The organism is Anabaenopsis sp. NIES-4685 (assembly GCF_059725405.1).
In genome coordinates this window covers 218,058-242,047 of the sequence record NZ_AP043602.1, presented here as the reverse complement: position 1 = coordinate 242,047, position 23,990 = coordinate 218,058, and the positions used below count along the sequence as shown (strand labels likewise).

Annotated in this window: 24 protein-coding genes and 1 pseudogene; 9 read left to right on the top strand and 16 right to left on the bottom strand. The window is 43.6% G+C overall.

Going from position 1 to position 23,990, the window contains the following annotated elements:
• Nucleotides 1–4: 4 nt before the first annotated feature.
• The gene (locus tag AC6IZ0_RS01145; protein WP_497724758.1) at nt 5–229 is read right to left on the bottom strand and encodes a DUF433 domain-containing protein; all 225 of its coding nucleotides are present in this window, start codon (nt 227–229) and stop codon (nt 5–7) included.
• A gap of 244 nt (nt 230–473) precedes the next feature.
• On the opposite strand from AC6IZ0_RS01145, the gene AC6IZ0_RS01140 reads away from it, so the two are divergent.
• A complete protein-coding gene (locus AC6IZ0_RS01140; protein WP_497724757.1) occupies nt 474–665 on the top strand; it encodes a hypothetical protein in 192 nt (63 codons plus the stop codon).
• A 154-nt stretch (nt 666–819) separates the two neighbouring features.
• A complete protein-coding gene (locus AC6IZ0_RS01135) occupies nt 820–1,143 on the top strand; it encodes a hypothetical protein (protein WP_497724756.1) in 324 nt (107 codons plus the stop codon).
• Here AC6IZ0_RS01135 and AC6IZ0_RS01130 read toward each other — a convergent pair whose 3' ends face one another.
• The gene (locus AC6IZ0_RS01130) at nt 1,144–1,965 is read right to left on the bottom strand and encodes a sulfurtransferase (RefSeq protein ID WP_497724754.1); all 822 of its coding nucleotides are present in this window, start codon (nt 1,963–1,965) and stop codon (nt 1,144–1,146) included.
• Here AC6IZ0_RS01130 and AC6IZ0_RS01125 point away from each other — a divergent pair.
• The 3 genes from AC6IZ0_RS01125 to AC6IZ0_RS01115 are packed head-to-tail and all read left to right on the top strand — an operon-like array spanning nt 1,964 to nt 4,738.
• Nucleotides 1,964–2,878, top strand: a complete 915-nt coding sequence (locus AC6IZ0_RS01125; protein WP_497724753.1) for a tRNA (5-methylaminomethyl-2-thiouridine)(34)-methyltransferase MnmD — start codon at nt 1,964–1,966, stop codon at nt 2,876–2,878. The genes AC6IZ0_RS01130 and AC6IZ0_RS01125 overlap by 2 nt on opposite strands.
• A gap of 42 nt (nt 2,879–2,920) precedes the next feature.
• A complete protein-coding gene (gene glmU / locus AC6IZ0_RS01120) occupies nt 2,921–4,273 on the top strand; it encodes a bifunctional UDP-N-acetylglucosamine diphosphorylase/glucosamine-1-phosphate N-acetyltransferase GlmU (protein WP_497724752.1) in 1,353 nt (450 codons plus the stop codon).
• A gap of 42 nt (nt 4,274–4,315) precedes the next feature.
• On the top strand, nt 4,316–4,738 hold the full coding sequence (locus AC6IZ0_RS01115) for a DUF29 family protein (protein ID WP_497724750.1): 423 nt from the start codon (nt 4,316–4,318) through the stop codon (nt 4,736–4,738).
• Between the two features lie 285 nt (nt 4,739–5,023).
• Here the strand turns inward: AC6IZ0_RS01115 and AC6IZ0_RS01110 are convergent, their stop codons facing one another.
• The 4 genes from AC6IZ0_RS01110 to AC6IZ0_RS01095 form a co-directional block, all read right to left on the bottom strand.
• Complete coding sequence (locus AC6IZ0_RS01110; protein WP_271732330.1) at nt 5,024–5,971, bottom strand: isoaspartyl peptidase/L-asparaginase; 948 nt, start codon at nt 5,969–5,971, stop codon at nt 5,024–5,026.
• A gap of 139 nt (nt 5,972–6,110) precedes the next feature.
• On the bottom strand, nt 6,111–6,266 hold the full coding sequence (locus AC6IZ0_RS01105; RefSeq protein WP_497724749.1) for a DUF2256 domain-containing protein: 156 nt from the start codon (nt 6,264–6,266) through the stop codon (nt 6,111–6,113).
• Between the two features lie 114 nt (nt 6,267–6,380).
• On the bottom strand, nt 6,381–9,947 hold the full coding sequence (locus tag AC6IZ0_RS01100; RefSeq protein WP_497724747.1) for an nSTAND1 domain-containing NTPase: 3,567 nt from the start codon (nt 9,945–9,947) through the stop codon (nt 6,381–6,383).
• A 90-nt stretch (nt 9,948–10,037) separates the two neighbouring features.
• Complete coding sequence (locus AC6IZ0_RS01095; protein WP_280793043.1) at nt 10,038–10,430, bottom strand: Het-E N-terminal domain-containing protein; 393 nt, start codon at nt 10,428–10,430, stop codon at nt 10,038–10,040.
• A gap of 211 nt (nt 10,431–10,641) precedes the next feature.
• On the opposite strand from AC6IZ0_RS01095, the gene AC6IZ0_RS01090 reads away from it, so the two are divergent.
• Nucleotides 10,642–11,772, top strand: coding sequence for a quinone-dependent dihydroorotate dehydrogenase (locus AC6IZ0_RS01090; protein WP_497724746.1), 1,131 nt, complete (start codon nt 10,642–10,644; stop codon nt 11,770–11,772).
• Between the two features lie 45 nt (nt 11,773–11,817).
• Here AC6IZ0_RS01090 and AC6IZ0_RS01085 read toward each other — a convergent pair whose 3' ends face one another.
• The 4 genes and pseudogenes from AC6IZ0_RS01085 to egtD form a co-directional block, all read right to left on the bottom strand.
• Complete coding sequence (locus AC6IZ0_RS01085; protein ID WP_497725976.1) at nt 11,818–12,903, bottom strand: RNA-guided endonuclease InsQ/TnpB family protein; 1,086 nt, start codon at nt 12,901–12,903, stop codon at nt 11,818–11,820.
• Nucleotides 12,869–13,462 carry an IS607 family transposase gene (locus tag AC6IZ0_RS01080; protein WP_497724744.1) on the bottom strand — a complete coding sequence of 198 codons (594 nt, stop codon included), beginning with the start codon at nt 13,460–13,462 and terminating at the stop codon, nt 12,869–12,871. Before AC6IZ0_RS01080 ends, AC6IZ0_RS01085 begins: the two co-directional genes overlap by 35 nt.
• A 61-nt stretch (nt 13,463–13,523) precedes the next feature.
• The gene (locus AC6IZ0_RS01075; protein ID WP_497724743.1) at nt 13,524–14,249 is read right to left on the bottom strand and encodes a hypothetical protein; all 726 of its coding nucleotides are present in this window, start codon (nt 14,247–14,249) and stop codon (nt 13,524–13,526) included.
• Between the two features lie 149 nt (nt 14,250–14,398).
• A pseudogene (gene egtD, locus AC6IZ0_RS01070) lies at nt 14,399–15,431 on the bottom strand (L-histidine N(alpha)-methyltransferase).
• A gap of 267 nt (nt 15,432–15,698) precedes the next feature.
• Between egtD and AC6IZ0_RS01065 the strand changes: the two are divergent.
• Nucleotides 15,699–16,400, top strand: coding sequence for a serine/threonine protein kinase (locus tag AC6IZ0_RS01065; RefSeq protein WP_497724742.1), 702 nt, complete (start codon nt 15,699–15,701; stop codon nt 16,398–16,400).
• Here the strand turns inward: AC6IZ0_RS01065 and egtB are convergent.
• Genes egtB through AC6IZ0_RS01050 form a run of 3 tightly spaced genes read right to left on the bottom strand, consistent with a single transcriptional unit; the run spans nt 16,397 to nt 18,662 of the window.
• Nucleotides 16,397–17,638: an ergothioneine biosynthesis protein EgtB gene (gene egtB / locus AC6IZ0_RS01060; RefSeq protein WP_280801433.1), complete on the bottom strand. Its 1,242-nt coding sequence runs from the start codon at nt 17,636–17,638 to the stop codon at nt 16,397–16,399. The two genes, AC6IZ0_RS01065 and egtB, sit on opposite strands and share 4 nt — an antisense overlap.
• Complete coding sequence (gene egtC, locus AC6IZ0_RS01055; protein WP_497724741.1) at nt 17,613–18,401, bottom strand: ergothioneine biosynthesis protein EgtC; 789 nt, start codon at nt 18,399–18,401, stop codon at nt 17,613–17,615. The genes egtB and egtC overlap by 26 nt, the downstream gene beginning before the upstream one ends.
• A 51-nt stretch (nt 18,402–18,452) precedes the next feature.
• A complete protein-coding gene (locus AC6IZ0_RS01050) occupies nt 18,453–18,662 on the bottom strand; it encodes a hypothetical protein (RefSeq protein ID WP_497724740.1) in 210 nt (69 codons plus the stop codon).
• Between the two features lie 93 nt (nt 18,663–18,755).
• Between AC6IZ0_RS01050 and AC6IZ0_RS01045 the strand changes: the two genes are divergently transcribed.
• Nucleotides 18,756–19,289 (top strand): hypothetical protein, encoded by a 534-nt coding sequence (locus AC6IZ0_RS01045; RefSeq protein WP_497724739.1) that lies wholly within the window; start codon nt 18,756–18,758, stop codon nt 19,287–19,289.
• A gap of 287 nt (nt 19,290–19,576) precedes the next feature.
• Nucleotides 19,577–20,497 carry an AAA-like domain-containing protein gene (locus AC6IZ0_RS01040; RefSeq protein WP_497724738.1) on the top strand — a complete coding sequence of 307 codons (921 nt, stop codon included), beginning with the start codon at nt 19,577–19,579 and terminating at the stop codon, nt 20,495–20,497.
• Here the strand turns inward: AC6IZ0_RS01040 and AC6IZ0_RS01035 are convergent.
• The 3 genes from AC6IZ0_RS01035 to AC6IZ0_RS01025 form a co-directional block, all read right to left on the bottom strand.
• A complete protein-coding gene (locus AC6IZ0_RS01035; protein WP_271733949.1) occupies nt 20,494–21,519 on the bottom strand; it encodes an ABC transporter permease in 1,026 nt (341 codons plus the stop codon). The genes AC6IZ0_RS01040 and AC6IZ0_RS01035 overlap by 4 nt on opposite strands.
• A 354-nt stretch (nt 21,520–21,873) precedes the next feature.
• The gene (locus AC6IZ0_RS01030) at nt 21,874–23,514 is read right to left on the bottom strand and encodes an ABC transporter substrate-binding protein (RefSeq protein WP_497724737.1); all 1,641 of its coding nucleotides are present in this window, start codon (nt 23,512–23,514) and stop codon (nt 21,874–21,876) included.
• 103 nt (nt 23,515–23,617) lie between these two features.
• Nucleotides 23,618–23,887 (bottom strand): hypothetical protein, encoded by a 270-nt coding sequence (locus tag AC6IZ0_RS01025; RefSeq protein WP_497724736.1) that lies wholly within the window; start codon nt 23,885–23,887, stop codon nt 23,618–23,620.
• Between the last annotated feature and the right edge of the window lie 103 nt (nt 23,888–23,990).

The following is a 23,990-nucleotide window of genomic DNA, read 5'->3' as shown; positions in this document are numbered from 1 at the left end:
AATTTCATATAGATGCAACAAATAACTTTTTCTCTCTATCAGCAGCAAAAGCAAGACAAGCTTTAATATCTTCAGATGTCAGTTCTGAAAAATCTGCGATAATTTCTGCTTCTGTCATCCCACCTGCTAAATATTCCAAAATATCGTACACTGTGATCCGCATTCTTCTAATGCAAGGTTTACCACTGCGTTTTCCTGGTTCAATTGTAATCATGTTTTGATAAGTCATGATATCACCTACCGTTTAATCTTTTGTCATTATATTCTAAATGCCCAAACCATTAACAGGTCATCTTACCCGCCCATGATCATATAAACTACTAGTCAAACACCTAAGTGTTTGAATAGGTTGGTCTTTGGGTAGAGTAGAGGTTATACCTTGAGTGTTATGAATTATTCATCAGCAGTTCTTACAGTTATGTAGTTAGGTAGCGATATCTTTACCGCCTAATTTGTAAGTGAGGTAAAAAATTATGACATTAGCAGTCATCGCACCAGAATTGATGGTTGAATTGACCACAGAGGAGCAACAGCTGCTCTGTGGAGGAAGACGACGCTGTCCTCGGCGTGTCATCGTCCCCCGTTGTGGTTCCTACTTCCGTGAAAGAGGCGGACGTGGCGGCTTTGGCGATGGATTTGAGGATGACTTTGGTGACGGATTTTAACTTAGCCAACCCTACAAACTCTCTGAGTTCATGAGGGATAGGAGATAATCTGATGTGGAGATGTGGTATTTCTATATCTCTACATCAAAAATGTCCGGATTGACCAAAAAACAAATGAATAATAGCTTATCTCAAATCTCCATCTCTAAAACTTATGGACATCCCCCAGCGCGTATCAGTTCGCTACAAAGATACGTCTTTTAACAGTAATGAAATTCGGTTGAAAATCTTCCGCCTTGGTTTGAAAATGTGGGACGAACAAACTAAACCACGACAAACAGAGCTTTATAGTTTTATCTTATCTTGTTTGAAACAGGTTGAGCGCCAAGACCGTTATATGTTTTCTTTGCTGTTTGTGGAGTTAGCAGATATCATCCGCGACTCTCGGTTAGAAAGAGGTATGAAGGAGATGTTAATTAAAACAGCTTTTAGTGAGTTTGCTTACGCCATGGCAGATTTTGAAGATGGGGGTAAATAACTAATCATAGCTAATCCAATCGCTCCAACTACCAGGATAAAGTTTTCCGCTGTGAATATTAGCTAGTTCTAAGGAAAGTAAATTTACACAAGCAGTTACACCAGAACCACAATAAACTATAATTTCTGGAGAGGTTGTTAGTTTCTCCCACCTTTGGCGTTGCTGTGAGGGTGAAAGTAGATAACCGGAGGAGTCGGTGGTTTCTAACCAAGGATAGTTAACAGCACCGGGAATGTGACCAGCAATTTTATCTATTGGCTCCCGTTCCCCCCGATAGCGATCGCCTTCTCTGGAATCTACTAAGGTGACTGTGGGTAGGTCTTTGCGAGTTTTGACGGTTTCATAGTTTACTAATAAGTCCGGATTTACCATTGGTTCAAACTGTCCTGGTCTGGGTTGGGGTATGATATCGGTGACAGGATAACCAGCTTGTTGCCATGCTGTAAACCCTCCATCTAATACGACTACTTGCTGATGTCCTAGGTAGCGTAATAACCACCACAGACGAGATGCAAAGGCGAAGCGGGAATCATCATAGGCTACAACTAAAGTTTTGTGAGAATTTACCCCGATTGCTGCTAATTTATCGGCGAAATCATGGACATTTGGTAAAGGATGTCTACCGCCATGTTGACCGACAGGACTAGAAAGGTCTAAATTTAAATCTAGGTAATAGGAACCCTGGATGTGAGTGGCTTGGTATTGTTGTTTTCCCAGTTGTGGATGAGCCAGAGAAAAGCGACAATCAACAATAACGATATCTGGATCGTTAAGATGTGCAAATAACCAAGCAGGGGAAACAGCAATTTGGGTGTTATTCATGACAAGTGCAACGCCAAATTTAGAAGAATTTAAACCACAAGTAACAGCAGATGGTTCATTCACCTTTGTCTCTGATGAGTTTGGTGAATTGTTTCATAGCCATTTTGGAGCTAAACAGGAAAGTTTTTTAAAGTTTGTAGCTCCTACTGGATTAGAAACCTCTGCTGTTAAACCAAGTTTGCGAATTTTAGATATTTGCTATGGTCTAGGATACAACACAGCCGCCGCTTTGCAGACAATTTGGGCAGTGAATCCCCATTGTGATGTAGAATTAATTGGCTTGGAAGTGAATCCATCTGTACCACAGGCGGCGATCGCCCTTGGGCTATTTGATAATTGGCACTATGAGTATACGGCGATTTTAACTCAATTGGCTGTTGAGCAGCAAGTGAAAACAAGTCGGTTTCAGGGGAAACTGCTGATTGGGGATGGGAGAAATTTAATTACCCAGGTACATCAATCAGGGTTTCTCGCTGATGCAATTTTTTTAGACCCCTTTTCTCCTCCCCGGTGTCCTCAGTTATGGACTGTGGAGTTTATCCACAAGGTAGCTGGGTGTTTACATCCCCAAGGTTTGCTAGCAACTTATTCTTGTGCTGCTGCGGTGCGCACGGCGCTATTAGCTGCGGGGTTAGAAATCGGTTCTACTCCTCCTGTGGGTAGGCGATCGCCTGGTACAATTGCGGCATATCCTGGGAATAGTCTCCCTCCCCTTTGTGAATCGGAAAAAGAGCATTTACAAACCCGTGCTGCTGTTCCTTACCGCGACCCACAATTAATAGATGCTGCGGATGTCATCCTCAGACGACGGAACCAAGAACAGGAAGTTTCTCCCCTAGAACCTACTTCTAGTTGGCGCAAACGCTGGTTTTCAGGAAAATATTCTCACATCAGCTATATGACATCACATTGATAAGCTGGTATGATTTGAGGCCAAATCTATGATAACTAAATTATGGTAGTTGTAGCAATTCTGGCGGCGGGACGGGGTACAAGGATGAAATCACACTTACCCAAGGTTTTACACCATTTGGGGGGGCGATCGCTAGTACAAAGAGTTCTTGACAGTGTAGAACCCCTTTTACCCTCACGACGGATGGTGATTGTAGGGTATCAGGGTGAAGAAGTGAAAACCGCCATCAAATCCCCTATCTTAGAGTTTGTGGAACAAACCGAGCAGCTGGGGACAGGTCACGCTATCCAGCAATTACTACCCCATTTACAGGGTTATACTGGGGATTTGCTGGTTTTAAATGGGGATGTCCCTTTATTACGCACTCAGACCCTCAAAAACTTATTACAAACTCACCAAGACAATCATAACGCCGCTACTATCCTGACTTCTCACATCCCTGAACCCCAAGGCTATGGGCGGGTTTTTTGTAATAGTGAGAATATAGTGCAGCAAATTGTGGAACATAAGGACTGTACCGCTGCTCAAAGACAAAATCGCCGCATTAATGCGGGGGTTTATTGTTTTAGTTGGCCGGAATTAGAGCAGGTTCTACCCCACCTACAAGCAAATAATGCTCAGAAGGAATATTATCTCACTGATGCTGTGACTCAAGTGGGTCAGGTTATGGCTGTGGATGTGGAAGATTACCAAGAAATTTTAGGCATTAATGACCGCCTACAATTAGCCACAGCATACGAAATTTTACAAGGGCGAGTCAAGGAAAAATGGATGACTGCTGGTGTTACCCTGATTGACCCCCACAGCATCACTATTGATGATACGGTAGAGTTACAGGCAGATGTGATTATTGAACCTCAAACCCACCTGCGAGGTCATACTTTTATTAATACCGGGAGTCGCATTGGACCTGGGTGTTTAATTGAAAATAGCCACTTGGGTGAAAATGTCAGGGTGCAGTATTCGGTAATTACTGATAGTGTGGTGCAGACTGGTAGTAAGATTGGTCCCTATGCTCATTTACGCGGTCATGCAGAGGTAGGTAGTCATTGCCGGGTCGGTAATTTTGTAGAATTGAAAAATACTCAGTTAGGCGATCGCACTAATGCGGCACATTTATCATACTTAGGCGATACAACCACCGGTCAACAAGTCAATATTGGCGCTGGGACAATTACCGCTAACTATGACGGTGTGAACAAACATCATACCACCATAGGCGATCGCACTAAAACCGGTTCTAATAGTGTTTTAGTAGCACCGGTGACTTTAGGTGATGATGTTTACGTAGCCGCGGGTTCCACTGTTACAGAAGATGTTCCTGATAATTCCTTGGTAATTGCTCGTAGTCGTCAGGTAGTCAAACCAGATTGGCAGATGAAAAAGGATGGCTAAATTAGTTAGATTAAGATTGTAGCCCAAATTCCCGTCTTCAACATGGAAGAACTACTAGAACTCAGGCGACTTCTAGAACAAGGCAAAATTGAGCAAGCTTTACTGCTGGTGGATGAGTTAGAAGAAATGAGCCTCAGCGACAAAATCAATAAAATTGATAGTTATGGGGTTATTCTTCTCATCCACTTAATTAAACAGCAAGCAGAAAAACGTTTAACTCGCTCTTGGGAGATTTCCATGGCCAATGCTGTGCGGGAAATCAAAAAAATCAATCAGCGGCGCAAATCAGGGGGTAATTATCTCAACTATGCACAAATGCGCGATATTCTCCAACAAGGGTATGAAATAGCACTCAAAAAAGCATCCGTAGAAGCCTTTGAAGGGCGTTATGAAGCTGAAGAATTAGCCACTATGGTTGAAGAATCAGAAATATTAACGCAGGTTTTACAACTCATTCATAGTTGAAGTCTCACCCCACCCTAACCCTCTTACAAGGGTAGGTTTTTTACATTGTCGTGAGGGTAAGACAAGGTGGACAAGGTGGACAAGGTGACAAGGGAGGAAACCAGTACAAAGTCTGTATTCTTAGTTACAAAAATAGCCCCTTAAAAGACCATTGTCCGTATAAAATCTTCGTTGTCCACTTTCCTTCCTTGTCTTCGGTGGTCTTCCCTTCACAGATCATATTAAAAACCTACCCCTGTGAGCCCCTAACCCAAGGGGAGGGGACTAAATAGCCTTGGGGCGAATTTAACAATAACCGATTAACTGGCCATCATTCCATTCCAAAGTATCACCAATCGCCTCACCATTATGATAGGCAGCAAGTAAGACTTGACTGGTTTTACCCCATGCTATTACCCCAGTAGCATCCAGTGCGATCGCCCCTAAATCCCGATGATTTTGACTCGCCTCCGTAAAGGAGCGCTGCATTGCATCCTTGAGCAACATACCATCATTTACCCGCACCACAATCTTAGCGGCTAAACACTCATCAATAATATCCTCCCCAATACCGGTACAGCTAACCCCAGCATAACTAGAAGCATAATTACCAGCCGGCATAGCAGAATCACTGACTCTACCAATGCGCTCAAAGCCTTTACCGCCGGTAGAAGTACCCGCAGCCACACAACCATAAGTATCTAAAACTACTACGCCAATAGTCCCCCGCCCTGCATTACTACTTGGGGCTAATTCCGGTTCTGCCACCACACCAGCCATAGTGCTTTGAAAATTATCCTGGCGTTCTTGTATCCATTCTTGTAATCTTAAATCAGTTAAAGCATTATAACTGGGAATTTGTAACTCCCGTGCTAGTTCCGCCGCCCCATAATCCGACAGTACCCTGTCTGGGGAACTTTGTAAAAATTGTGCCAACTCAATGGGATTTTTTACCCGTGAAACATTAATTACACCACTAAAGCGCCCCGATGCACCATTCATCAAGGAAGCACTCATCCGAATTTGACCATCCGATTGCAGTACCGAACCAGTACCAGCATTAAAGCGGGGGTTATCTTCTAACATTCTGCAACCTTGCAACACCGCCTCAGATGCAGTTGCGCCTGACAGTAGTAGAGAATAAACCGCCTCGACTATGGTATGTAGTGAACGGCGTACGGACTCTAAACCTCCTTTACCTTGGAGAGAACTACCAGCTCCCCCATGAATAATTACTTTTGGTTGCACCCTCATGATTTATCACCCTTGCGCTATGTGCGTCTTACTTGGAATTGGTCTTATATCAAGTTAGATTAATTAATTATGATTCGCCAGCAGATCAACCATGTACGGGGTCTTTTCCCCTCATGGGGTGCGCTTCTCCCGATTGCTTTTAATTTTGACCTTGAGAACGACGACGACGACAACGTTCTGAGCAGTATTTCACCTCATCCCAACAATCTTGCCATTTTTTGCGCCAGGTGAAGGGACGTTGACATACAGGACAGATTTTTTCAGGTAGGTCGGATTTAGATATTTTACGCCCCATATGTGTGAGGTAAACGGTGTTTGAGTTTTAGGGAAAAGGGAACAGGGAACAGGGAGCAGGGAGTAGGGAGTAAATTAGTGTGTACTTCATGAGACACACCAAAAGGCTTTATATTCAGATTGATGAGCGGATGTCATCACACAAGCCCCTATCTTCCTGACTGACCTCGGAACTATTCTGGAGATAATTCCGCACCCAATCACAATTGCGCTTTATTAAAGAGTCTAAATCTAAATCCCAGATTTTGATGGGCTTGTTGTAACTCCCAGAAGCTAATTTGCCGTCGCGGCTGATGGTGACGCTCAAAACCCAGCTATTATGCCCTTCCAGGGTGCGGATTAGGTCACCAGTGGCTAAATCCCAGATTTTGATGCTGTCGTCCCAACTCCCAGAAGCCAAGGTTTTGCCGTCCGGGCTGATGGTGACGCTCGAAACCGAGTCATTATGCCCTTGGAGGGTGCGCCGCAGTTCCCTCGTACCTACATCCCAGATTTTGATGGTGTTGTCATGACTCCCAGAAGCTAAGGTTTTGCCGTCCGGGCTGATGGTGACGCTCGAAACACCGCCATTATGCCCTGGGAGGGTGTGCTTCAGTTCACGCGTACCTAAATCCCAGATTTTGATGGTCTTGTCACCACTCCCAGAAACCAAGGTTTTGCCGTCCGGGCTGATGGTGAGGCTATAAACCCAGCTACTATGCCCTTCCAGGGTGTACTTCAGCTTCCCCGTAGCTAAATCCCAGATTTTGATGGTGTTGTCATGACTCCCAGAAGCCAAGGTTTTGCCGTCCGGGCTGATAGTGACGCTAGAAACCCAGTAATTATGCCCTTCTAGGGTGCGCTGCAGGATACCCGTATCTACATCCCAGATTTTGATGGTCTGGTCATAACTCCCAGAAGCCAAGGTTTTGCCGTCGGAGCTGATGGTGACGCTCAAAACCACGTCATTATGCCCTTCCAGGGTGTGGATGATTTTCTGGGTGTCTACATCCCAGATTCTGATAGTCTTGTCAGTACTCCCAGAAGCCAAGGTTTTGCCGTCCGGGCTGATGGTGACGCTCAAAACCCCGCCATTATGCCCTTCCAGGGTGGGGATGGGGTTTTTTGTGGGTGCATCCCAGATTTTGATGGTCTTGTCAGCACTCCCAGAAGCCAAGGTTTTGCCGTCCGGGCTGATGGTGACACTCAAAACCAAGCTATTATGCCCTTCCAGGGTGTGCTTCAGTTCCCCCGTACCTAAATCCCAGATTTTGATGGTGTTGTCACTACTCCCAGAAGCCAAGGTTTTGCCGTCCGGGCTGATGGTGACGCTAGAAACCTCGCCATTATGCCCTGGGAGGGTGCGCTGCAGGTTACCCGTACCTAAATCCCAGATTTTGATAGTCTTGTCAGTACTCCCAGAAGCCAAGGTTTTGCCGTCCGGGCTGATGGTGACGCTCGAAACCAAGCCATCATGCCCTGGGAGGGTGCGCTGCAGGTTACCCGTACCTAAATCCCAGATTTTGATGGTGTTGTCACTACTCCCAGAAGCCAAGGTTTTGCCGTCCGGGCTGATGGTGACACTCAAAACCAAGCTATTATGCCCTTCCAGGGTGTGCTTCAGTTCCCCCGTACCTAAATCCCAGATTTTGATGGTGTTGTCACTACTCCCAGAAGCCAAGGTTTTGCCGTCCGGGCTGATGGTGACACTCAAAACCAAGCTATTATGCCCTTCCAGGGTGTGCTTCAGTTCCCCCGTACCTAAATCCCAGATTTTGATAGTCTTGTCAGTACTCCCAGAAGCCAAGGTTTTGCCGTCCGGGCTGATGGTGACGCTCGAAACCAAGCCATCATGCCCTGGGAGGGTGCGCTGCAGGTTACCCGTACCTAAATCCCAGATTTTGATGGTGTTGTCACTACTCCCAGAAGCCAAGGTTTTGCCGTCCGGGCTGATGGTGACACTATTAACCCCTCTATCATGCCCTTTCCAGGAATGGCGCTGGCTGGCGTAAAAAATATTTTGTAATGCAGCAATTACCTCGGGATGGTTTCCCTTTCTATTCTGAAGGATTTTCCCGACTTTAATGGCATTGACCATGGCTTCTAACTGTTTATGTTCTTTAAACAGAAACGAGCTAGACCACCCCTGAGATTTGGCTTGATTTAGTTCGGCTTGGTTCCTCTGTTCCACAGCTATTATAGCCGAGGCAATACTTACCACCGCTGCTACTGCTACTAAGAAACCCGCCGCAATTCCCCAAGCGGTGGTGATTTCCCGTTTTCGCCGTGCAATTTCCACCTGTTCTATGCGGCTCTGTTCTTGAATACTCTGCTCAATAAACTCTTGCTCATCAATTAAATCCTCTGGGCGCTCTTGCAGTTTTTCCTGGGCTTGGGCTAGTGCAGCCCCACGCAACAATGAACCCGGATCTTTATCCGTGGCTTTCCATTGTTCCTTGGCGGCTCTGAGTCTTTCTTGCCAGGCTCTAAACTCCCGGTTACTATCTATCCATGTCCGCAGTTCTACCCAGTTACGAATTAACGCCTCATGGACTACTTCCACTGTTTCTTGTGCCGTGACGTTACGACTAGTCACCACTAACCGCGCATCTGCTAATTGTTTGACTAACAACCAACTTTCTTCCCCCATTTCTGCTTTCACTGCTATGCGTCTTGTGTCTTCGGCTCCCTCCCCTGGGCGTACTAGTTGAATAAAAATCCGCTGGACTTTTTCCTTTTGTGCTGCTGTCAAGTTGCCATATTTCTCATCTGCATAGCGAGCTAATGCTCCCTCTACTTCCCCAATTGCTTCATAAATGCTGTGAGTTAATTGTTTACCCAGGCGCTGGTTCCACAACTGTGTTAGGGCAAACTCTAGTAATGGTAAATTTCCTGGCTGGTCTGCTACATCATCTAAAATTCTTTCTACTAGTCCCCCCTCAAAGGATACTCCTAATTTCTCTGCCGGTTTGGTAATCACCTGTGTGAGTTCCTCCCGGTTCATGGCGGCAATTTTCAGGTCAGCATTTTGCAAAACATCGGCAAAGGGACGATAGGATAGGGCATTGGCGAGGAAGTCCGCCCGCATGGTGGTAACTAAAACCATCTGGGAGCTTGGTTTAGTTAAACTAGCTAGTAGGCAATCTAAAAACTGATGGCGAGTTTCTTGCTGGGGACATAGGGTATAAATTTCTTCAAATTGGTCTGCTATCAGTAACACCCGATGAGTCGGGTGGTTTTGCTGAATTTGGGCGAAAACATCGGATAAACTGATGGTGCCTTGTTCTAGGTATGTGGCTAAGGTGCGCCCTTGGGCTAGTTGTTCTGTGGCGTTTAATTCGGGGGTATAAAGTGGAACTAATGCTAAGGCTAGCTCACGGAATGGCTCTGAACCAGGGCGAAAGTGGGTAAATTGCCAACGACCTTGTTTTTGTAACCTAGGTACTAATCCCGCTAAAACTACTGAGGATTTACCGCTACCTGATGCACCCAGTAAGGGGATAAATTTACGGGTTTGTGTAGCGGTATACAGTTGTTCGATAAATATTTCCCGCCCAAAGAAAAAATCTGCTTCCTCTGGTCCAAAGTGAAATAAGCCTTGATAGGGACAAGGGAGATGGTCATCATCTGGGGCTGGATGGGCTTGGGGGGTTGACTTGTTCTCTATAGTAGAAGTAATTGTAAATAACGTTATGTTCCCCAACTACAGCACTTTTGACTTCTTGTTCAAAGGGTGAATGATATTGAGAACTTGTTTGATCCACTGAAGTACTCGACTTTTAAGTAAATATAGTTAGGTAAATGTATTGTTCTGTGTGTTGCGATCGCCTACTTGCGCCCCCTTCACTTCTCCTTGAAAGACTGTATTATACTTAGATGCTGCCGGTTCTTCAGCTTCTCCCTGCTTCAGTAATTTTTCTGCTAACTCGATGATTTTATGATCCTGTTCTGCACTTAAATTAATTAACTCTTCTTTGAGTAATTCCTTAAATGCTGGTGATTCTAACTTTTTCTCGTACTTGTCTATAATATTACTATCATCTTCTTTACCCTGGTCAGCAAACCTCTTTTTAATTAAGGTTTTCAACCCTTCATAGGTATCTCTAACTGCTTTCTCTGCGGTATCTTTACTAGCAGCCACAGCACCGGCGCTTAAAGCGGCAATAATCATAGAAATAGGGTCCATGTTTCATCCTCAATTTCTTTTATGGGAGAAAATACTTAATTTTGACGGGTTTTGTGATCATTATTATGTTTACCACAGTATGTATCAATGTGGTGAATTTTTTTAGTTAAAATACTTGCTCACCACCATTGGTGAATTAGATCATGAATGACTGTTACGGGTGGGGGAGTCGGACTAAGTTATTCTGAGATATTTATGAGTAAAATTGGCAATGGATTTTTACCAAGTAATTCGTCCCGTATTATTTAATGTGATCAAGGCTGACCCAGAGTGGTTACATCAGCAAACTATTAGTACTTTAAGCTGGCTCTCCCACACTAGTAACCCTTCTGCTCATTGGGTTAATCAACGTTTACAACAGTCTTTATGTCTGCAAGACCCACGCTTAGAACAAAATTTATGGGGGCTAAGGTTTCCCAACCCTTTGGGGTTAGCAGCGGGTTTTGATAAGGATGGGGTGGGGGCAAAAATCTGGTCTAGTCTGGGTTTTGGTTTTGCAGAATTAGGAACTGTGACTTTTGTACCCCAACCAGGAAACCCCCGTCCGCGGTTATTTCGGTTACCATTGGATCAAGCTGCTCTCAATCGCATGGGTTTTAATAATAGTGGTGCTGCAGCAATGGTTACCAGACTCAGCACAGATTACCAAGATTTAGGGCGAACAATTCCCATAGGGATAAATTTAGGTAAATCTAAGGTGACACCCCTAGAGGAAGCAGGGGAAGATTATTTACATAGTTTTCGCTTACTCAAGGACTTGGGGGATTATTTTGTGGTTAATGTTTCTTCTCCTAATACTCCAGGTCTGCGATCGCTCCAAGATGCTGCAATGCTGAGTACCATCTTGGAGTTATTACAGCAGGAAAACCAGACACAAAAGCCGGTTTTTGTCAAGATTGCCCCAGATTTAACCTGGGAGGCGATCGCAGACATTATCAGTTTAGCGAAAACTTACCAATTAGCTGGGATTATTGCCACTAATACTACCATTAGCCGGGATAGATTGAGAACTCAATTAATTGAGCAAACAGGCAAATCACCCCAGGAGGAGCCTGGGGGAATTAGCGGTGCGCCGGTACGCGATCGCTCCACTGAGGTAATTAGGTATATTTGGCAGCAAACCCAAGGAACCATCCCTATTATTGGTGTCGGTGGCATTTTTACCCCCCAAGACGCTTGGGAAAAAATCACTGCAGGTGCTAGTTTAATTCAAGTATACACCGGTTGGATTTACCAAGGACCAATGATGGTGCGCCGTATTCTGGAAGGTTTGCTGTTAGAACTGGAAAAACATCAGTTAAATTCCATCACCGAGGCTGTAGGTATCAACAATTGTGAATAACTAAACATCAATCATGTTTCACCGATACTTTTTTGCTAACATTCACTAACAAATACACTCTTTAAGAGAGGGCGTATCAACCAATGCACGGAGGAAAATCCCCCGCGCACCATTTATGTCCCGGCTCATTACCCGCCCATCAGATGGAGACTTAACGAACTTAGCACCACCAAGGTTGGGGATGATTTCACCAGTCCAACTGACTGTTTTTGATGTGTACGCTTCGTTGACATCCATCACTACTTTATTAGTCTCAAAAGCCTTATGCTTGAGAAACTGCTTAAATCGGTAGTGAGAGAGTGTTAACATTTGGCGCACTGACTTTGACCTAATTCGTCGCTTTGCCTTCTGAGACATTTGGGATGTTTCAAAGGTGGGCAGTAAAATAATGTCAAAGTTATTAACCAAAAATCGAGCAGTTTTCTTGTGCAATTCGTCTACAAGGTTTTTGATTTTACCTCGCAGTCTACTGGCTGCAAGCTTCATCCTTCTTCTTTGTTTACACTTGGCTTTAGTGAATTTAGAAATTAACTTATCCAAACGAAAACACAGCTTCTGAATTTGTAAATTAGCAGATGTGCCAATTTCGCCAAAACTACATTCAGAAAAGAAGGTAATAAATGTTCTGATGCCGGGGTCAAGTGCTACAACACGTCCTTGGTTATCAGACTTCTGTTGCAGAACATCCTCTGGAACTGTCAAATAGTAATCACCGTATGCAAATACTAAACGACAGTCGCCAAAGCTTTGTGGTAAGGCTTCTTTAAAGGTTACCTTACCTAATATAGTGTGGTAAATTCCCACATCTTTTACTGCGGATTTGGGAATGTAGCAAGATTGTACAGTGTCTTTTCTTGACCTAAATCTAATCTTGCTAATACCACCACCGTTTTTAAACTTTTTCTTGGCATTGCTGACAGACTTACAAGCATCTTTGATGGCGATTGATTTAATTTGATAAGGGACTGATTTACTCCATTCTGGTAATCCGTTCAATATGTCAGTCTTAATCGCTTTCCAGTTAGCCTTAATGCTATAGTCTTGCAGCAGTTTGACGGTGGTGTTGTAAACAAACCTGGATACACCAAACCACTGTTTAACGATCTGCCTCTGCTTGGTTGTGAGAAAGATCCGGATCTTCTTTGATTTTTTTACTGTACTTCCTGAGTCCGTGCATCCGAGAAGAGAAGACGTGGAGGATGGAGAGAAGATCCGAGGTAAGTTCTGATTCTGGGCTGTGTACAGTTTTGTCGAGAACCACGACCCGTCCACCGTTTTGCTCGACCATGTACTCAATAAGCTCGAATCCAAGCCTTGCGAGTCGGTCACGACAGGTAACAACAAGCGTGAGCTTATCTCCCCGCATAAGTCTGTCCAGTAGGGCTTGCAGTCCTTTTCTTTTAAAGTTGATTCCACTGCCGATATCTTTGATGATTTCGGCTTCTGGGTAGAGTGATTGCATATAGGCGATTTGTCTACCAAGGTCGTCTCGTTGCTTGGTTGAACTAACTCGACAGTAGCAGACAAAGGAAGTTCTAATTGCACCACGGAGGTAGGATTCAATGTTAAAAAGTCTTTGTCCTGCTTCGTTTTTGATGCTTTCAATCTTGCCATTGTCTGCGTACTTCCTTAAAGTGTTTGGGTGAAGTCCCAGTTGTTTGACTGCTTCTCGTAGTGGTACATGAGCCATACCGCTATCTTAGCATTTGTGAGCATATATAATCTATTGTTAGCAAATAATCAGCTATTGACTAACCTTCCTCTAGGGGAAAAAACTCCTTAGTTTTTTCTGAGTATTTCCAAGCAATACTATCAGGGTCTCTGTTGCGACTCCACTCCGAAAAGTCTGGATCATTACGCCGTTTATACACCGTGCTAGAATACACATTTAGTCGCTTGGCTAGTTCCGATTGGATGAGAGAACCAAACATTAACTGTTGTTCTAGTGAGCGCTTAACTGCTTGATGGGTTTCTGGTGGTGGTGCTTCAGTTTCTGATTCTAAGTTGACTGGTGGGGTTGCTGGTGGGGCTAAAAGAGATAGGTTTCTTTGAGTGACTGAGGAAGGTGAAACTTGTGTAACCGGTTCGCTACTGTCCAGGATATCGCCGAGAATACTGGCGCTGATAAAGTAATAAACCTCACCGCCATCCTGTGAAGGCTGTATACTTGCACCGAACTCACTAGCTTTACTATCTAAATAGCGTTTTGCCGTCGTTCCGGAAAAATTACCCTTAATTGCTAAATCCATAGGGGTAATTTTCCCTTGGGTTTCCCAGAGCAACTCATTAAAAATCGGATTAACTTGCTCAGTCCACTTTTGCCATTGATATTCTTGCACAGCCCGGAAGCCAATGATTACCATTAACATAACCAGCAAAATTTTCCAGGTAGCAACCAGGAAAATAATTAAAAACGAGATTGGCAAAAGCAGAACGAGAAAACCTTTCCCTCTGCTGTCTATTATTTTTTCACTCATGCCGACCATTGCCAATTGAAGTTTGGGAAAATAATACTATCATCTTGGCAAAAAGTGTGACCTTTTTTTGTATCTTTTAGCAAAACTCCCGCCAATCGGCTGTGAAGGGAGAGGGAAAAACTGCCTCCCCCCCTTAAATTACTGAAAATTTATGCTTGTAGCTGACAAAGCAATAAACCAAACCAGACCATCAGCATCAGTCCACTCCTGGAGGGGTACTAAACCCCTGGCGGTGAGCTGTTCTTGCATCATGTTAAGATTAAACTTGCGGGAGATTTCTGTGAGGATAGTTTCCCCCGGAGCAAAATCAACGGTGAGGTTGAGGGCGCTTAATTCTACAGACTGCGATCGCAAAGAGCGTAAATGCATCTCAATTTGACTTTGAGCTTCATTGTAAAATGCCCAGTGTTCAAACTGGGTGGTGTCAAAATTCCCTTCAAACTGGTGATTTAAATGCTCTAACATATTCAGGTTAAAAGCTGCTGTCACACCTTGGGCATCATTATAAGCTGGTTCTACGATATGTTTGGGCTTTTGTAAATCTATACCCAGGAGAAAATAATCACCCACTTGTAAAGCGTTGGTAATTTGAGTAAAGAACACATCACATTCTTGGGGATTGAGATTACCTAAACTGCTACCGATAAAACTAATCATTCTGCTGAATAATTTTGTCGGCGATATTTGTGCTAATGCTAACTCATAGGTTGCCACTAGGGCATGAACTTTCAAAGAGGGATAATCTGCTAATAGCTGTTTAGCACTGGTTTCTAATATCCCTGCACTGACATCAATGGGCATATACTGCAGGGTGTGGCCTAGTTGTGCGTAGGCATCCAAGATTATACGAGTTTTAGTAGAGCTACCACTACCCAACTCTACCAATTCACAAGGGCCGGTTATCCTGGCAATTTCACCAGCATATTGCTGTAAAATTTTGGTTTCTGTACGTGTGACATAATATTCTGGTAACTCACAGATTTGCTCAAATAAATCAGAGCCACGGTCATCATAGAAATAACGAGCGGGAAGGGTTTTGGGTGTTTGAGTTAATCCCTTAATTACATCACTCCCAGCACTGGGAACAAATAGGGGGTTTTTGGGGATTAAATGCTCTATTTGTAAGCGCTCTTCAATACTATGTTCAGAAGTGAAGCTACTAGCAACCTGAGATATTGACATTCAACCTCCAACTTAATTCCTCATTGAGCATACGGAATAATGTGTATTTAAACACTAGATAAGTTAGGGTAAGCTTTACCCCACCCAATGAAACACATATTCATAGCCCATCACATCACGCCTGAGCTAGATTAATCAAGTTTTTTTCACGACTTTACTGATTTTATATAAAAAACGAATCGAGTTGAACTAAGTCAAGTTGAAATTTGTCAGATAAGTCAGTACAAACAGCTAAACTCAACATTAGACCCAACTAGTTTATGTAACATGAACCAGTTACCCCCGCAGGATTTGCTAGAGATTATTGATCAGGAACTACTACCTAGCTTAGAAATTGAAAGTGTGGACTCACGTAATCCCATCAAGGTCAGGTATCTACCACAACCCTGGCGGCTGATTGGCAAAGGGAATTATGCTGTAGTCGTTTATCATCCTCATCACCCAGATTTAGTCGTGAAAATTTATGCCCCTAATCGCCCAGGCTTTACAGAGGAAATAGAGGTCTATCGTCTTCTGGGTTCTCACCCGGCTTTCTCTGAGTGTTTATATGCTAAAGATAACTTTTTAGTTTTGAAACGGCTTTATGGCACAACTCTGTACGACTGTCTACACCAGGGATTATCTATTCCCAAACAAGTCATACGGGATATTGACCAGGTTTCTGAATATGCTCAAAGTCGTGGACTACGACCCCATGATGTCCACGGTCGTAATGTGATGATGTACCAGGGTAGAGGATTGGTAGTAGATATCTCAGATTTCCTACATCAAGAACCCTGTTCAAAGTGGAATGACCTCAAAACGGCTTATTACTGGTTTTATCTCCCTGTGTTATCCCCATTACGACTTCATGTATCATACTCTACATTAGATATGATTCGTAAATCCTATCGTCTACTAACTGCTGTGAGAAATTCCTGTCGTCAAGTACTCCTGAGATTACCTCAGTGGAAATTGTTCAAACCTTAACTAGTAGCACAGCGAAACCCAGCAAAAATTTGTCGTACATGGGGATGATACCAGTTACGAAAACTAGCACGTAGTCCCCAAGGGCGTGTAGCCCAACTCCCGCCTTTTAAAACCCGGTGCTGCTGGTCAAAATAAACCTGGGAGTAACCAATATAAGGGTAGCTCTGGAAACCATTGTAACCATCAAACCAAGTACTAGTCCACTCCCAGACATTACCGAGAGTGTCGTATAATCCATAACTACTTTTTCCCGCAGGGTAGTCATTGACTGGTGTCGTCTCACCAATGGAGCGATCGCAGTTACAATATTCAGATGTGGGGAATTTATTCCCCCAAGGATAAACGCGACTACAACCAGCTTTTGCATCCCAACTCGCGGCTTTTTCCCATTCAGCTTCTGTGGGGAGGCGTTTACCCACAAATCGTGAATAGGCTTCGGCTTCATACCAACTAACACCACAAACCGGATGATTGTCCCCATGGCGATCGCCACTCCAGTATAATGGCTGAATTACCTGCTGATTTTCCCGCCATTTCCACCCCGCGGCTGACCACCACCGAGAATCATCATAACCGCCGGCTGCCATAAATAAGCGATACTGTCCACAAGTCACCGGATAGCGGTCAATATAATAAGTTTCTAAATATCTCTTATGGGCGGGGCGCTCATTATCCAGAGCATATACATCATCGCTTCCCTGTTCAAATTCACCAGCGGGGATGAGAATCATCTCAGTAATATTGCTGATTTCACCCCCAGAAATCATCTTTGTCATCTTCACTTTTTCCCGATTCATCAATTCCAGCACAAAGCTGATAATTTCACAGTGTTGGCTTTCATGCTGAATCAAAAAGCGCCAAAGACGTTCTTCTTTTTCAAGATCAATCACTTCCAAACGTTCCAAAACCTGTTTTCTGACCGTTTCCAAGAAATAAAGTATTTCCTGAAGATGGGGTAACCGCACACGTTGTGATTTAGGTAAACCATCAGCTGCAAATAGTTTGCGGTATTGGGGGAAAGGACAAGGGAGACCCCCGCTATGTTCTAGTAACCATAAAGACTCAATAAAGCCAATATGCCCTAAGTGCCAACCCACAGGACTAAAATCAGGATGAGGTTGACTACAAAATGTCGATTCCTCCATACCCTCAAACAGGGTCTGGGTTTTAAGGCGACATTCCACCAAAGCGTTAAAAATAGCCTCTTTGAGACTAGATTGATTTAATCTGGATATCACGGTCTTCTCCCACACTGATAATGCTATTTTCTGGACAAGCAGTCCAATTACCAGTAAATAACGGTTCGGAGCTAATAATCACAGATTGGGGAAAATTGAGGTCATCTTTGAGCCAATATAGAGATGGTGCGGGGGTACTGCTAGAAAAGCGCGAAGCAATCAAACGATGACCATCACTCAAGACTATGTTGGCGGAAACCGTTACTTGATGGAGTTTTGCCATTTCTAATAAGATGACTAAGGTACTGTGTAAAGCATCTTCGGGAGGTAGCTGTTGATTGATTTGACCTTGAGACAGTAGCAGGGCGAAAATATGTTCTGAGTCCGTACTACCATGAATGTGGTCGTAAAAATCAGGAGTTAATTGATTACGGATTTTTCGGTATATTGATTGACGAAAGTTCTCAATATATCCATTGTGAATAAATAGCTGTTGTTGGTGGTGGAAGGGCTGACAATTGGCAAAATCTAGGGACTGTCCCGGTGTGGCGCTGCGAACATAACCTAGTATACATTGAGATTCTACATAACGGCTCAGATGAGGCAGGTTTAAATCGTTCCAGATGGGTAGGGTATTTCTGTAGGTAAATGGGGCGGTATCTTTTTGGCGATGATACCAACCTATACCAAAGCCATCTGCATTCACTACCCCAGCGGTCATTTCCCGCGGTTGGTAACTCTGAACTATTAAGGAATGTTCCGGTTTATATAGTATGTCTTCTAGGGTGACGGGTTGACCCAGGTAGGCAAGTAAGCGGCACATAGGGGAATTTTACTCTATAATAGCTAATTTTGCTCTATTGTATCCCTTTGACTACCCTAGCTTCCAATGTCGCGAGCTAATTAAACGCCAAAGTTTACCAATCACAAGCACTATGGATGTGCCCACAACTACACGCACCCAGTCCATGAAAGATAAAGGTATTGTTCTGAAGATGCTACCACCAAACTGAATAATCAATATCTGCCCTACAAAAATAGTGATAGCGATCGCCTTTACAAAAAATAAAAGCAGAAAGCCCATGGCTGGGGGTTGACTTGATGTGAATTTTTTATTTCTATTCAGAATTTTTTATTTCTATTCAAAACTGACATATACTTGAGAATATGAATCATATTGAAATGCGATGTTATCTATGCACCCAGACAAACCCGTAAAACCTCTGCCATGCTGACCCTTGCACAGGAATTAACAGCCAGTGGTAAGTACACCGCAGTCTTACTATCCTTAGAAGTGGGGTCAGTATTTCCCCATGATCTGGGAACTGCTGAACAAGCAATGTTAGATGAGTGGAAACAGTCGGTTAAATTTCACCTACCAGCTAACCTACAGCCCACTACATGGCCAGAAGTAAATACTGGCTCCCAAATTGGCACATTTTTAAGCACTTGGGCGACTGAGTCTCCCCTCCCCCTGGTGGTTTTCTTAGATGAAATAGACGTGTTAACTGATACAAGTTTAATTTCTGTATTGCGACAGATCCGCTCCGGTTATCCCCGTCGTCCCCAAGGTTTCCCTCAATGTGTAGCGTTAATCCGGATGCGGGATGTAGGGGATTACAAGGTAGCCTCTGGTGGTACTGATAGATTAAATGCCTCTAGCCTCTTTAATATCAAGGTAGAATCTCTAACCTTAAATAATTTACATTAAAAAATGTAAAATACTATACAGAAAACACCCTGAAGCCACTGGGCAAATCTTTACCCGCGAAGCTATTAACCACGCCTGTCATTTAACCCAGGGTCAACCTTGGTTAGTTAATGCGATCGCCTGTACCAGTTGCGTAAGTAGTATTTTAAAAGTGAGGAGGACTGGTAAGAGAACTGACAAAGTGTAAGCCAAGATTTGTAGATACCAGCTAATACTTCTTACCGGTCAACCGTCAACCGTCAACAATCATGGAACAGATAATCAAATCAGAGTATAGCTAAACTTTTATGACTAAATGGTTTAACACCGCTGGCCCTTGTCAACCAGATATCCACTATACCCTACCCACCAGTAAACGGTTACCCCAATTAAAACGCCTGATTGATCAGCGCAATTACTTTGTTATCCATGCACCCAGACAAACCGGTAAAACCTCTGCCATGCTGACCCTTGCACAGGAATTAACAGCCAGTGGTAAGTACACCGCAGTCTTACTATCCTTAGAAGTGGGGTCAGTATTTCCCCATGATCTGGGAACTGCTGAACGAGCAATTTTAGATGAGTGGAAACAGTCGGTTAAATTTCACCTACCAGCTAACCTACAGCCCACTACATGGCCAGAAGTAAATACTGGCTCCCAAATTAGCACATTTTTAAGCACTTGGGCGACTGATTCTCCCCTCCCCCTGGTGGTTTTCTTAGATGAAATAGACGTGTTAACTGATACAAGTTTAATTTCTGTATTGCGACAGATCCGCTCCGGTTATCCCCGTCGTCCCCAAGGTTTCCCTCAATGTGTGGCGTTAATCGGGATGCGGGATGTAGGGGATTACAAGGTAGCCTCTGGTGGTACTGATAGATTAAATACCTCTAGCCTCTTTAATATCAAGGTAGAATCTATAAACTTAAGTAATTTTACCTTGGAAGATGTCAAAAGTCTATACGAACAACACACTGAAGCCACTGGGCAAATCTTTACCCCCGAAGCTATCAACCACGCCTATCATTTAACCCAGGGTCAACCTTGGTTAGTTAATGCGATCGCCCGTCAAGTTACAGAGTATTTAGCGGAAGATGTAAATATCCCCATCACGGTAGATTTAATTGATCAAGCTAAAGATATTTTAATTGAAAGTCAAAAAACCTATTTAAATATTTCAGATAATGTTTTAAAAGTGACGAGGATTGCTAAGAGAACTGACGACTAATAACGAATCCGTGGGTCAATATAGGCGTTGAGAATGTCAATTAATATGCTGGCGGTAACCACAATTGCCCCAAAAAATACTAATATTCCCTGGACTGTGGGATAGTCGCGGTCAGAAATAGCTTGATAGAGACGATTGGCTAAACCAGGCCAGGAAAATGTTACCTCAGTTAAAACCGCACCACCCAGGAGGGAAGCAAAAGTTAATCCTAACACTGTAATTACTGGGATGAGGGCATTTTTTAGGGCATGGGATACCAAAATCTTATTTTCATGGATTCCTCTGGCTCTAGCGGCTTCTACATAGTCGGCTTTGAGGGTTTGTTTAAGATTTACCCTGACAATGCGCTCAAAAATGCCACTGAGTAATATTCCTAGGGTCAGGCTCGGCAGGGTTAAATGGTGCAAGGATACCAAAAACTGGGTAAAATTACCTGTGAGCAAACTATCAATGGTATATAGTCCAGTGATGGACACAGGAGCAGGAAGATTAGGGGGAAACCGGTTAGAAGTAGGAAACCAACGCAATTGTACAGAAAAAATCAACTGTAAAAGCATTCCCGCCCAAAACATGGGGATTGCGTAAGTAATAATACCGAATAAACGCCCGCCAATATCAAAATAAGTACCGGGACGAGATGCAGCAACAGTACCGGCGACAATACCGACTATCACTGCTACCGCCATACTGCATACCGCTAATTCTACAGTGGCTGGGAAATATTGCCCAATGATCTCCCATACATCCTGTCCCCGACTGGTTAAGGAGGTTCCTAAATCAAAGCGCAATAAGTTAACTAGATAATTACCATACTGGAGCCACAGGGGAAGATTTAAACCTAGTTCTTGGCGTAACTCTTCCTTAGCTGCTTCTGGCGCACGTCCCCCTAGAATTGCATCTGCGGGGTCTCCCGGTGTAGCTCGCAGTAATAAAAATACGATAGTAATAATAGTTAACAGTTGCAGGGGTGCTAGAAGTAACCGAGAGGCAATGTAATATTGTAAAGCCTGAGAACGAGACATATTTTAATCTTTAATTGTTAACAGAATATCTGATAGCTGGCATTGACCAGCTATATAAACTTGACATCAGCTAAAAGTCTTGTGGGGCGGGGATCCTCTCACAGGGGTAGGTTTTTAATATTAACTGTGAAGGCAGCACCACCGAAGACAAGGAGGGAAAGTAGACAAGGAAGATTTTCTACAAAAAATGGTCTGTTGATCGTCAGTTTTTGTTACCAATTGTACATTATTTGTACGGTTTTCCTACCTTGTCCACTGTCCTACCTTGTCCCCCAAGTCTTGCCCTGACGACAATGTAAAATACCTACCCTTGTGGGGTCGGTATCCTGCCGGACTTAGTAACAAATCGCCCTTCTACTGCTTGCTGATACTCCGATAAATTAAATTTTGGGTCGGGTCAAGTTGGACGTTGTTAACTCCGTTCTGAGCAAATATATAATCTTTGGTTTGCCATAAGGGAATATAAGGGACATCATTGGCGACTTGCTCTTGAATTTCTCGGAAAATTGCCTCACGCGCTGCGGGGTTTTGCTCTTGGCGTTGTCGTGCAATTAGTTTATTCATGGTTTGGCTGTAGTAAAAGGAACCCTGACTTTGACTACCTCCATTTTGACACCCTTGAGACTGGGAGCCTTTTTGACAAGATAAGAATGGGTATACATAATTGTCTGGGTCTAAAAAGTCGGGATACCAGTCAAGTAACGCCGCTGGATATAGACCCCTGGAAATGTCCTTAAAGAAGGTGGCGCTTTCCACATTATTAACTTCTATTTGTAGTAGTCCTCCCATTTCTCGATCAGCTAATGATTTAAGAGTTTGTGCGGCTAAACTGCGATTAGCTGAGGTGGAGGGATGCCAAATTTCCACCCTGGCGGGTTTTTCTGGGGAGAAGCCAGCTGCAGTTAATAATTCTTGAGCTTTTTGAAAGTTACCATCGCCATATTTCTCTTGAAATACTGGCTGGGAAACTTTAAAGGTGGTAGGAATTATGCTGTACAATGGCCGGGCTTGACCAAGTAAAACTCTTTGGTTTAAAAGTTGACGGTCAATCATAGCCGCTATAGCAGCTCGCACTTCTGGTTGATCTAAGGGTGGCTGATTGCGGTTGAATACCATATAACTCACTACGCTACCCTCAGCAGTAATATTTTGCCAATCCCCTTTTTCTCCTGCTGCTTCTAAGCTGCGAATTTGCTCTGGTTGTAGGGATAGATAGGCTATATCTACTGTACCTGTACGGAAGGCGTTAAATAAATTTACTGGGCTAGTCTGGATTTGGACGTTAACGCCCTGATTGGCTGGTTTTTCCCCCCAGTATTTCTCAAATACATCTAATCTCAGGGAATCTGTGCCATATTGAGCTAACTTATATGGACCAGTCCCTACAAAGATATTGGGCTGAAATTTACCTGCCCCAATTTCGTAAGCCTTGGGTGATACTGCACACAACCCAGAAAATGCTAACAGTGAGGGAAAGGCTGCAAATGGTCTTTTAAGCTTAATGGTTAACTCATAATCATTTGTGGCTTTTACTGATTCTACTGTATCAGATAGTAAAAAAGATGGCTTACCTTTATTCTCCATAAATCGCCTCATACTAAACTCCATAGCTTGGGCGTTGAACAGAGTATCATCGTGAAAAACCACTCCCTGACGTAAGGGGATGGTATAAGTCAAACCATCAGCGCTGACTTCGGGTAATGCTGTTGCTAATTGGGGTTTAATTTCTGTGTTACCTGGTTCATAAGTGTACAGGCGATCGCTCATATTGAACACCAAACCCAAGGAAGCCAACTCGTAGGTATCTGCGGGGTCGAGGGTTCTGGGTTTGAGAGTTGTACCGACAGTAATCCGACCGTCAACGGTAGGAGTGGGTAAATTCCCTGTCTGCTTACCAGGAGCGCAACTGACAACCAAAAGTAGACAAAGAGAAAACCATGATAAAAATTTTGTGATGGCGCTCCATCGTCTCACGGTCAAGAAAAACGAGATCATACTATTGTGATTTTTCCAATTAGCGGTCAACTATCATACTATGACACATAGGCTAAATACTTAACTATTCGCAACATAGTTGGGATTAGGAGTTTCAAGAGTCTTAATGACACGCTTGCAAACAAGGGCACCAATTAGTTACACTTTTTAAAACATTCTCATTTTTTGCTTGGCAATTGCTGAGACGCTCAAAAGGTGGCTGACTTAAGGGCGGCATTTCCTGATTTACCAACGTTTTACAGGCGTTTGGCTGGTTACTCAAACACCAGTGAGGAATTTTCCACAAAGAAAAACCCTCTAAAGTCATACAGGCGATCGCCTCCTCTGTAGAGTCAAGTTCCCCAGGGTCTGACAATATTGCCAAACTAGCCATAGTCTCTGAGGTAGTCCTAAACCGACTATTTTATAGACAAAAATATACTTATGTTGACAAGCATTGACATAAGTGAGTTAAGAAAATCGCCCACTTGATATAT

Excerpts from the sequence above, each read along its gene's own strand:
- AC6IZ0_RS01145 (WP_497724758.1), bottom strand. The coding sequence starts at position 229 with ATGACTTATCAAAACATGATTACAATTGAACCAGGAAAACGCAGTGGT.
- AC6IZ0_RS01140 (WP_497724757.1), top strand. The coding sequence starts at position 474 with ATGACATTAGCAGTCATCGCACCAGAATTGATGGTTGAATTGACCACA.
- AC6IZ0_RS01135 (WP_497724756.1), top strand. The coding sequence starts at position 820 with ATGGACATCCCCCAGCGCGTATCAGTTCGCTACAAAGATACGTCTTTT.
- AC6IZ0_RS01125 (WP_497724753.1), top strand. The coding sequence starts at position 1,964 with ATGACAAGTGCAACGCCAAATTTAGAAGAATTTAAACCACAAGTAACA.
- AC6IZ0_RS01130 (WP_497724754.1), bottom strand. The coding sequence starts at position 1,965 with ATGAATAACACCCAAATTGCTGTTTCCCCTGCTTGGTTATTTGCACAT.
- glmU (WP_497724752.1), top strand. The coding sequence starts at position 2,921 with ATGGTAGTTGTAGCAATTCTGGCGGCGGGACGGGGTACAAGGATGAAA.
- AC6IZ0_RS01115 (WP_497724750.1), top strand. The coding sequence starts at position 4,316 with ATGGAAGAACTACTAGAACTCAGGCGACTTCTAGAACAAGGCAAAATT.
- AC6IZ0_RS01110 (WP_271732330.1), bottom strand. The coding sequence starts at position 5,971 with ATGAGGGTGCAACCAAAAGTAATTATTCATGGGGGAGCTGGTAGTTCT.
- AC6IZ0_RS01105 (WP_497724749.1), bottom strand. The coding sequence starts at position 6,266 with ATGGGGCGTAAAATATCTAAATCCGACCTACCTGAAAAAATCTGTCCT.
- AC6IZ0_RS01095 (WP_280793043.1), bottom strand. The coding sequence starts at position 10,430 with ATGGACCCTATTTCTATGATTATTGCCGCTTTAAGCGCCGGTGCTGTG.
- AC6IZ0_RS01090 (WP_497724746.1), top strand. The coding sequence starts at position 10,642 with ATGGATTTTTACCAAGTAATTCGTCCCGTATTATTTAATGTGATCAAG.
- AC6IZ0_RS01080 (WP_497724744.1), bottom strand. The coding sequence starts at position 13,462 with ATGGCTCATGTACCACTACGAGAAGCAGTCAAACAACTGGGACTTCAC.
- AC6IZ0_RS01075 (WP_497724743.1), bottom strand. The coding sequence starts at position 14,249 with ATGAGTGAAAAAATAATAGACAGCAGAGGGAAAGGTTTTCTCGTTCTG.
- AC6IZ0_RS01065 (WP_497724742.1), top strand. The coding sequence starts at position 15,699 with ATGAACCAGTTACCCCCGCAGGATTTGCTAGAGATTATTGATCAGGAA.
- egtC (WP_497724741.1), bottom strand. The coding sequence starts at position 18,401 with ATGTGCCGCTTACTTGCCTACCTGGGTCAACCCGTCACCCTAGAAGAC.
- AC6IZ0_RS01050 (WP_497724740.1), bottom strand. The coding sequence starts at position 18,662 with ATGGGCTTTCTGCTTTTATTTTTTGTAAAGGCGATCGCTATCACTATT.
- AC6IZ0_RS01040 (WP_497724738.1), top strand. The coding sequence starts at position 19,577 with ATGACTAAATGGTTTAACACCGCTGGCCCTTGTCAACCAGATATCCAC.
- AC6IZ0_RS01035 (WP_271733949.1), bottom strand. The coding sequence starts at position 21,519 with ATGTCTCGTTCTCAGGCTTTACAATATTACATTGCCTCTCGGTTACTT.
- AC6IZ0_RS01030 (WP_497724737.1), bottom strand. The coding sequence starts at position 23,514 with ATGATCTCGTTTTTCTTGACCGTGAGACGATGGAGCGCCATCACAAAA.
- AC6IZ0_RS01025 (WP_497724736.1), bottom strand. The coding sequence starts at position 23,887 with ATGGCTAGTTTGGCAATATTGTCAGACCCTGGGGAACTTGACTCTACA.